We start from the raw sequence: 9,384 nt of genomic DNA, 5'->3' as shown, positions 1-9,384 counted from the left end.
CCATAACTTAAGGAAATACTTTAAACAAATAACGCAAAGAGAACAAAAAATGATGATTGCGGCATAAGAAACAGGAGGAATAGAGGAAAGAAACGACTTTAAGCATGACATTATCGGAATAAAAAGATAAAAGACGAAAAAACTGCTCTTAATCGGCAATTTAAATGATCAAAAAAAGAAAGAGCAGCGAAACTGCCCTTCCTTCTTTCAATTTATCAGGAATGACTATTTAGTCACCCTCCCATTCATTTTTCTTAATTAAGCCTTGAATTTCTTATAAGCATTAATTAAGCCGTTGGTTGAGCAGTCATGGGAAGCGATAACTTCATCATTCTGTAACTCAGGAATGATCTTCTTAGCCAGAACTTTACCGTACTCAACACCCCACTGATCGAAGGAGCAAATATTCCAAATTGCGCCCTGAGTGAAGATCTTATGTTCATACATGGCAATTAACATACCAAGGGTACGAGGAGTAATCTCTTTAACGAGGAAAGAGTTGGTAGGACGATTGCCTTCAAAGACCTGGCACTCGATAATATCCTGGATCTTAGAAAGATCTTTACCTTTAGCGGCAAGCTCAGCCTCAACGGTTGCTCTGTCTTTTCCGAAAGCAAAAGCTTCAGTTTGTCCGAAGAAGTTGGACAAAAGCTTAACATGATGATCGCCTATCGGATTATGAGTAATGGCAGGAGCGATGAAATCGCACGGAACAATCTTTCTGCCTTGGTGAAGCAACTGGAAGAAAGCATGCTGACCGTTGCTGCCCGGCTCACCCCAAATAATAGGACCGGTCTGATAATTGGTAATACGCTTACCGTCACGATCTACGCTCTTACCGTTTGATTCCATGTTGCCTTGCTGGAAATATGCAGCAAAGCGATACATATACTGATCATAAGGAAGAATAGCTTCAGTCTCAAAACCGTAGAAGTTGTTATACCAAATACCAATCAAACCTAAAAGAACAGGAACGTTTTTCTCAAACGGAGTATTTCTGAAATGGCAATCCATTTCATAACCGCCGCGCAGGAACTGCTCAAAGTTGTCATATCCGATAGCAAGAGCGATAGACAAGCCGATAGCTGACCATGAGGAATAACGTCCGCCGACCCAGTCCCAGAATTCAAACATGTTCTCAGTATCGATACCGAACTTGGCAACTTCTTCTGCATTGGTAGACAAAGCGGCAAAGTGTTTTGCAACGTGGGCAACGTCACCTGCACTCTTTAAGAACCAATCGCGAGCGGTGTTGGCATTGGTCATAGTCTCCAAAGTGGTAAAAGTCTTGGAGGCAATCAAGAACATGGTAGTCTCAGGATTAAGACCCTTTAAGGTTTCGACAATCTGAGTACCGTCAATGTTGGAAACGAAATGCAGCTTCAGGCGGGTATGATACGGGGTCAAGGCAGCAGTAATCATGCAAGGACCTAAATCAGAACCGCCGATACCGATATTAACTACATCAGTGATCTCTTTTCCGGTATAGCCTTTCCACTCACCTGAAATAACCTTCTCACTAAAAGCCTTCATCTTAGCCTGAACGCGTTTTACATCAGGCATTACGTCTACACCGTCAACACATACGGGGTTACCGGAGAAGTTACGTAAAGCAGTATGCAATGCGGCACGATCTTCACTGCGATTAATCTTCTCGCCGGTGAACATTGCTTCAATATCTTGTTTAAGATCACATTCGTTGGCCAAATCAAGAAGCATCTTGAGAACTTTTTCATCTACCAAATTTTTAGATAAATCAGCTAAAAGATCACCGCCTATAGTAAATGAGTACTTATTGAAACGATCCTGATCTTTAAAAAGATCTTTAAGCTTAAGAGTTGACTTAGATTTATCAAAGTACTCCTGTAATGCTTTCCATGATTTAGTTGTTGTCGGATTTACGTTTTTCATCACCATTTCATGTTCCTCAAACAAAATTTAACCAGTCAATTATTAAGTATAGAAAAAAACCCACATAAAATTCTATCGCTTAATATCGTAAATTTTTGTGATTAAATCTAAAATCTGACTTGCGTTTCAATCTTTCACTGTCTGCTTGTTCCAAATCTGTTCACATTAAATCAAAATTTAAATCAATAAAATTTTATTAAATAAAAATATTTTGTAATAAAAGTGACTTCAATCAACATTTATTGATTTACTTTTCTTTATACTTTACCCAAACATAATCAACTTTTTTGGAGTCACTCATGAAAAATGTAATTTCTTCAGACAAAGTGCCTGCAGCAGTAGGTCCCTACAGTGCTGGGATCGCGACCGCATCTGCTGTTTATCTTTCAGGTCAGCTTCCGATAAATTCAGAAACCGGAAGCATGCCGGAAGGAATTGAAGCACAAACCGCACAATCATTAAAAAATGTTGAAGCCCTTTTGGAATCAGTAGGACTAACGTTTGACAATGTCGTAAAAACTACCGTTTTGCTTTCCGACATAGCTGATTTTGCCGCAATGAACAAAGTTTATGAAAAAACCTTCAAAGCCCCTTTTCCAGCTCGTTCGGCTTTTGCAGTAAAAGCTCTGCCGAAAGGAGCACTGGTTGAAATCGAGTGCATTGCAGTTAAATAACCAAACAAAGTAAATTTAGCGAGGAATTTTCCCATGGATTCTAGCTTATTAACAATATTTGTATTGATATCCAGTATTCTGCTTATCGTTTTTACTATCATTAAATTAAAGCTTCATCCCTTTTTAGCTTTATTATTATCATCTTTCTATGTGGGTCTTGTCATGCAAGTAAACCCGCTTGAAATACTAAAGGGAATTGAAAGCGGTATTGGAGGTACATTAGGATTCCTAGCCTCTATAATCGGTTTAGGAACTATTTTAGGAAAAATGCTTGAAGTATCAGGTGCTGCTGAAAAAATCGGTATCACCTTACTTAAAAGTAAATTCCTATCCCCCTCGGTTATTATGGTAATCGTCGGTCTTATCTGCGGAATTACCCTCTTTGTTGAGGTTGGTGTAGTACTGCTTATTCCTCTAGCTTTCTCAATTGCCAAAAAGACCAACACATCTCTTTTAAATCTGGCTATTCCTCTTTGCACAGCATTAATGGCTGTACACTGCATCGTTCCGCCGCATCCAGCAGCATTATTCGTCGCAAACCACTTACAGGCAGATTTGGGAACAGTGATCCTTTCAGGTCTATTTGTCGGTTTAATTGCTTCTTTAATCGGTGGACCGTTATTCTTAAAACTTATTAAGAATAAAGTTCCGTTTAAAGAAGTACCTGCAGAATTTGCTGATGTTAAAGTCAGAGCAGAAGAAGATCTTCCTTCTTTAGGATCAACTTTATTCGTTATTTTCCTGCCTATTGTATTAATGTTAATTAAGACTGTTGCCGAACTTAATCTTAATAAAGAATCAACCGTCTATTTAACTTTAGAGTTTTTAGGCAATCCGATCACTGCAATGTTCATTGCCGCATTTGTTGCCTATTATGTTTTAGGTATCAAACGTCAAATGACCATGTCCGAACTTTTAGGACATACTGAAAACTGCTTTAGCGCCATAGCTAACATTTTACTCATCATCGGTGCAGGTGGTGCTTTTAACTCTATCTTGGTATTAAGCGGAATATCCGAAAACTTAGCTTCAATTCTTGCTAATATGCAAATGCATCCGATTCTGCTTGCTTGGCTCGTTGCCATTATTCTTCATGCCGCAGTCGGATCCGCTACCGTTGCCATGATGGGAGCTACCGCCATCGTTACCCCGATGCTTGCCCTATATCCTAACATTTCCCCTGAAATCATTGCTCTTGCAATCGGTTCCGGTGCTATAGGCTGCACCATTGTTACCGATTCATTATTCTGGCTCGTAAAACAATACTGCGGAGCCACAATGAATGAAATTTTCAAATATTACACCAGTGCAACCCTTATCGCTTCGGTAATCGCACTTATCATGACCTATGCACTCTCATTTGTAATGTAAGGAGAACAACATGTCCGCTATTAACGTAAAAGAATTAACTGCCAAATTTCCAAAAGTTTCCGAATTGATTGAGCTTAAAGAAAGTTCTTGGTTCAATCCTGAAATTACAACTTTTGACGAAGCTGTAAAAGATGTCGGTCTTGACGCCGCAAATATAAAAGATGCTTCAGACAGACTTAAGCGTTTTGCTCCCTATCTTTGTAAAGCTTTCCCCGAAACAGCTGTTACAAAGGGTATTATCGAATCAGAAATCATATCTATCGATAATATGAAAAAAGCTTTAGAAGAAAAATTCGGTACAAAAATTACCGGTAAACTTTTACTTAAAAAAGACAGTCATTTACCGATTTCAGGCTCTATTAAAGCTCGCGGTGGAATCTACGAAGTATTGTTCCACGCAGAAGAACTTGCCATGAAAGCCGGTTTATTAAAGCCTGAAGACGACTATTCAAAGCTGTTTTCCGAAGAATTTAAAAACTTCTTTAAAAATTACAAAATTGCCGTAGGCTCCACGGGTAATTTAGGACTGTCTATCGGAATCATGAGTGCTAAGCTCGGTTTTAATGTCAGTGTCCATATGTCAGCAGATGCCCGTGAATGGAAAAAGAAGAAATTAAGAGCTAACGGAGTAAATGTAGTTGAATATCAAAACGATTACTCTGTAGCTGTAGCACAAGGACGAGAAGAAGCTAAAAAAGATCCTTCATGCTTCTTTATTGATGATGAAAACTCAAAGACTTTATTCTTAGGTTATTCAGTTGCAGGAGAAAGATTAAAGAATCAGCTTGATAATATGGGAATAATAGTAGATAAGGAGCACCCGTTGTTCGTATACCTGCCGTGCGGTGTCGGAGGTGGTCCTGGCGGTGTCGCTTTTGGTGTTAAGAACCAATACAAAGATAATGCCCACTGCATATTTGCTGAACCGACTCATTCTCCTTGTATGTACTTGGGGGTTTATACCGGTCTGCATGAAAAAATCTCTGTACAAGATATCGGTATTGATAATGTAACAGCAGCAGACGGCTTAGCTGTCGGTCGCCCTTCAGGATTTGTCGGAAGAGCCATGCATCGTCTTATTGACGGTTACTACACTATTTCTGATGATGAAATGTATAGACTGCTTGCTTTATTAAACAAAAAAGAAAATGTCAAACTTGAACCTTCTGCTTTAGCCGGAATGGAAGGACCGATCCGCGTTGCTCAAAACGAAGAATATTTAAAACGCATGGGTTTTGATGAAAAAACTTTAGCCAATGCAACTCATATCGTCTGGGCAACCGGTGGCGGTATGGTTCCTGCAGAAGAAATGACCAAATATCTTGAAAAGGGAGCATCTCTTTAATATATAAACACTCAAAGTGAGATATACTTTTTGAGGTTATCTCACTTTGTTTTTATACCTTAAATAAATACTGCAAAAACAACAAAGAGCCTTATATGTCACCGAGTATCAAAGCTAAAAATCACAAATACACAAAAGATGACAAATTAATTTTAGAGAATTATAAAAATATGGTTGATGCCATAGGGCAGCTTTTAGGATCTTCATGTGAAGTTGTTCTACATAGTTTTGAAGATCTTAATTCATCGGTTATTTACATCCACAACGGTAAAAAAACAGGTCGTTCAGTCGGCTCACCCGTTACTGATAAAGCTTTAAAAATTTTCACTGACTGCATAGACAACGGAACTGATTTTGCAGACGTCTATTTCACTAAAAACAAGCAAAATCATACTATGCGTTCAACTTCTACAATTATCAAAAACACGAAAGGACAGCCTATAGGCATGCTCTGCATCAATCTTGATATTTCCACACCTTTTGACGAAATGATGTCGATTTTATTGCCGCCTCAAGGTAATACGCATGATGATAACGAACATTTTGCCATTAACGTAGAAGATTTAATTATTTCAAACACGCTTAAAGTCAAGGAAGAAGTTTTTGCCGATAATTCCGTCAGTACTCGCCTAAAAATAAAAGAAATAATTCATATTTTAAATACTCAAGGAATTTTCCAACTTCGTGATGCTGTTGCTAAAGTTGCCGATACTTTAAATATTTCAAAAGACGTAATATATCTTCACTTACGCTCTTTTAAGAAAAACAATTGATTGTGTCTTCACACAAAAGCAGACAATAATCGACTGCAGATACGATTTTGCCACCTGATGACAACTGAAAAATTATTGGGAGAAGAGTGGTGCCCAGAGGCGGAATCGAACCACCGACACGGGGATTTTCAATCCCCTGCTCTACCGACTGAGCTATCTAGGCAACGGCGGTTATTAAATCATTTCAGCGTTGTTATGTCAACACTTTTTCTCACTTTTTTACCCGCTTTTTACCAACCTACAATAAAACCGCTGAAATATCATGTTTTACAAAAAAGAAAAGAGCGCCTAAGCGCTCCTTTACTATTATGGCAAAAGGTTAAGACAATCTGCCGCAGCAATTCTTATATTTTTTGCCTGAGCCGCACGGGCAAGGATCATTTCTGCCTACATGCATTACCTTCTTAAAAGGAGTTCCGCTTTGAGGATTGGGTTTATCCATTTCCTGCAGTTGACGAACAGCTTCCTCTCGTTTTTGCTGTTCAGCCTCAGCCTGTCTTCTTCTAAGCTCTTCCTTTTGCTCCTCAGTAAGTTCCGGAGCACGGATCTGAATCTGAATACGCGATAAAGTACGAATTACCTGATACTTAAGATTTTCAAGCATCTTGGTAAACAAATTAAAAGACTGAATCTTGTATTCATTCTTAGGATTCTTCTGAGCATAACCCTGCAAACCGATACCCTGGCGCATATAATCCATTGCGGCAAGATGCTCTTTCCACAATGTATCGATGCACTGAAGCATGACGCCTTTTTCAAGACGATTCTGGTTTTCTTTACCAATCTTGTCGCACTTGTCTTTGTAAATCTCAGTTGCACGCTTAATAATGCGTTCACGAATATCACTTTCAACAAGAGAGCTGTCTTCTTTTACCATAGAGACAACCGGAACATCAACTAAGAACTCGGATGCAAGACGTTTCTCAAGATCTTCAAGCTTCCAATCTTCAACCAAGGACTCAGGAGCAATATATTCATCAATAATCGAATTAAAGACATCTGAGCGGATATTATCTATGGTCTCGGAAATATCTTCACCATCAAGCAGGGCATTTCTTTCTTCATAGATTACTTTACGCTGCTCATTGGCTACATCGTCAAAGTCAAGCAAGCTCTTACGTATATCGAAGTTACGGGTCTCAACCTTACGCTGAGCTGACTCAATAGCACGGGTGACAAGCTTATGTTCAAGAGGCTGACCGTCTTCCATACCCATACGCTTCATGAAGTTCTTCAGCTTATCAGAGCCGAACAATTTCATCAGATTGTCATCCATTGACAAATAGAATCTTGACGAACCGGGGTCACCCTGACGACCAGAACGACCGCGAAGCTGATTATCAATACGGCGTGATTCATGGCGCTCAGAACCGATAATATGCAAACCGCCGGCTTCAACCACAGCGTCATGACGCTTCTGCCATTCTTCAGTAAGACGTTTTACTTCGTTAGGATCAGGATTCTCGCCTAAAGCATCGATATCAGCTTTAAGATTACCGCCTAAAATAATATCGGTACCGCGGCCTGCCATATTAGTAGCAATAGTCACGGTTGCAGGGCGTCCTGCCTGAGCCACGATTTGAGCTTCTTTTTCATGGAACTTTGCATTAAGCACCTGATGAGGAATATTTTCCTTATCAAGCAAAGCAGAAAGTTTTTCAGAGTTCTCAATAGAAATAGTACCGACAAGAACCGGACGTCCCTTTTTAACTTGTTCTTTGATATCGGCAATAATGGCTTTGAATTTTTCCGCCTCGGTTAAATAAATCAGATCCGGGAAATCAGTACGAATCATCGGCTTATTAGTCGGCAAGACTACAGTATTCAAACCGTAAATCTGCTGGAACTCAAAAGCTTCAGTATCAGCAGTACCGGTCATACCGGCAAGCTTTTCATACATACGGAAATAATTCTGGAAAGTAATGGACGCTAAAGTCTGATTCTCGCTCTTGATGTCCACGCCTTCTTTGGCTTCAACAGCCTGATGAAGACCGTCTGACCAGCGGCGTCCCACCATCTTGCGTCCGGTATGCTCATCAATGATGACGACTTCTCCGTTTGCTACAACGTAATCAACATCACGCTTAAATAAAGTATGAGCGCGCAATGCTGCCATTACATGGTGAAGCAAAACGATGTTGGAACTTGAGAACAGAGGATCATTTCCGCGAAGCAATCCTCTTTCGCGCAAAAGCTGTTCAATATAAAGCTGTCCGCGCTCGGTAAGATATGCTTGGCGTAATTTAAGATCCAAAGTGAAATGACCGTCACCGTGATAATCTTCGGTGTCCTCTTTATCCTGCTGTTTTAAAAGCGGGATAATAGAATCAATTTGGCGATAAAGCTCAGAACTGTTTTCAGCGGCGCCTGAAATAATAAGCGGGGTACGAGCCTCATCAATTAAAACCGAGTCAACCTCATCAACCAAAGCATAGTAAAGAGGACGCTGAACACGCTGCTCTTTAGTGTATGCCATGTTATCGCGCAGATAATCAAAACCGAATTCGTTATTCGTTCCGTAAGTAACATCACAGGCATAAGCCGCACGCTTGTCCTCAGGAGACATACCGGGAATATTACAGCCTACGGTCATTCCCATAAATTCATAAAAAGGACGGCTCCAAAGTGCATCACGGCGTGCCAAATAATCATTAACCGTAACCACGTGAACGCCGCGACCCGTTAACGCATTCAAATAGCAAGGAAGCAATGCGGTAAGGGTTTTACCTTCACCGGTTTTCATTTCAGCAATCTGATTATCATTTAAAACGATACCGCCCATAAGCTGGACGTCAAAAGGACGCAACCCCAAAGTACGCCAAGAAGCTTCCCTGACTGCAGCAAATACGTCAGGGAGCATGGACAATAAAGTCTCACCGTTGTTAAGACGTTCCTTAAACTTTACAGTCAGTTCTTTAAAATCCTGATCCTGCAATGCTTTATATTTGGGTTCTAATGCATTGATTTGTTTGACAACTTTATTTAGTTTTTTAATCGTGCGCTGGTTACTGCTGCCGATAATTTTTGTGACAATGGTCGAAATAATCATTTGCTAACTTTTCACCGGTTGAAAACATAAGCTCTCATTATAATTGATAATTTTAAATTATGCTGTACGCATACAAGAGCCATAAAAAATATTTCTGTCTTAACACATGGGTATTTGTCTTAATAAATTCAAGGGCAAAGAAAAAACTCGGGAAAGAAAAAAGGAAGGAACAAAAACGAAAAAAGCACCTCATGGTGCCTTTTTTGTAATTTGGAGCGGGCAACGAGGTTCGAACTCGCGACCCTAACCATGGCAAGGTTA

6 protein-coding genes and 1 tRNA gene are annotated in these 9,384 nt (G+C 39.8%); 4 read left to right on the top strand and 3 right to left on the bottom strand.

Features of this window, described 5'->3' with window-relative positions; all coding sequences use genetic code 11:
* Positions 1–258: 258 nt before the first annotated feature.
* Positions 259–1,911 (bottom strand): glucose-6-phosphate isomerase, encoded by a 1,653-nt coding sequence (gene pgi / locus QZ019_RS07745; protein ID WP_295483883.1) that lies wholly within the window; start codon positions 1,909–1,911, stop codon positions 259–261.
* Between the two features lie 299 nt (positions 1,912–2,210).
* On the opposite strand from pgi, the gene QZ019_RS07740 reads away from it, so the two are divergent.
* From QZ019_RS07740 to QZ019_RS07725, 4 genes are all read left to right on the top strand, one after another.
* On the top strand, positions 2,211–2,585 hold the full coding sequence (locus QZ019_RS07740; RefSeq protein ID WP_295483879.1) for a Rid family detoxifying hydrolase: 375 nt from the start codon (positions 2,211–2,213) through the stop codon (positions 2,583–2,585).
* Between the two features lie 33 nt (positions 2,586–2,618).
* Positions 2,619–3,956, top strand: a complete 1,338-nt coding sequence (dsdX, locus tag QZ019_RS07735) for a D-serine transporter DsdX (RefSeq protein ID WP_295483876.1) — start codon at positions 2,619–2,621, stop codon at positions 3,954–3,956.
* A 10-nt stretch (positions 3,957–3,966) separates the two neighbouring features.
* Positions 3,967–5,301 carry a D-serine ammonia-lyase gene (gene dsdA / locus QZ019_RS07730; RefSeq protein WP_295483874.1) on the top strand — a complete coding sequence of 445 codons (1,335 nt, stop codon included), beginning with the start codon at positions 3,967–3,969 and terminating at the stop codon, positions 5,299–5,301.
* A 95-nt stretch (positions 5,302–5,396) separates the two neighbouring features.
* Entirely contained in the window at positions 5,397–6,074 is a 678-nt protein-coding gene (locus QZ019_RS07725) for a PAS domain-containing protein (protein WP_295483872.1), read from the top strand.
* Positions 6,075–6,161: 87 nt separating this feature from the next.
* Here the strand turns inward: QZ019_RS07725 and QZ019_RS07720 are convergent.
* Positions 6,162–6,237 (bottom strand) — tRNA-Phe (locus QZ019_RS07720).
* A gap of 156 nt (positions 6,238–6,393) precedes the next feature.
* A complete protein-coding gene (gene secA / locus QZ019_RS07715) occupies positions 6,394–9,120 on the bottom strand; it encodes a preprotein translocase subunit SecA (protein WP_295483881.1) in 2,727 nt (908 codons plus the stop codon).
* Between the last annotated feature and the right edge of the window lie 264 nt (positions 9,121–9,384).

This window comes from uncultured Succinatimonas sp. (assembly GCF_905203285.1).
In the GTDB taxonomy this organism is placed as follows: Bacteria; Pseudomonadota; Gammaproteobacteria; order Enterobacterales; family Succinivibrionaceae; genus Succinatimonas.
This window is presented reverse-complemented; position numbering and strand designations above follow the sequence as displayed.

Bases quoted from the DNA above. Each gene is read 5' to 3' on its own strand.
- dsdX (WP_295483876.1), top strand. From the start codon at position 2,619: ATGGATTCTAGCTTATTAACAATATTTGTATTGATATCCAGTATTCTG.
- QZ019_RS07740 (WP_295483879.1), top strand. From the start codon at position 2,211: ATGAAAAATGTAATTTCTTCAGACAAAGTGCCTGCAGCAGTAGGTCCC.
- dsdA (WP_295483874.1), top strand. From the start codon at position 3,967: ATGTCCGCTATTAACGTAAAAGAATTAACTGCCAAATTTCCAAAAGTT.
- QZ019_RS07725 (WP_295483872.1), top strand. From the start codon at position 5,397: ATGTCACCGAGTATCAAAGCTAAAAATCACAAATACACAAAAGATGAC.
- pgi (WP_295483883.1), bottom strand. From the start codon at position 1,911: ATGAAAAACGTAAATCCGACAACAACTAAATCATGGAAAGCATTACAG.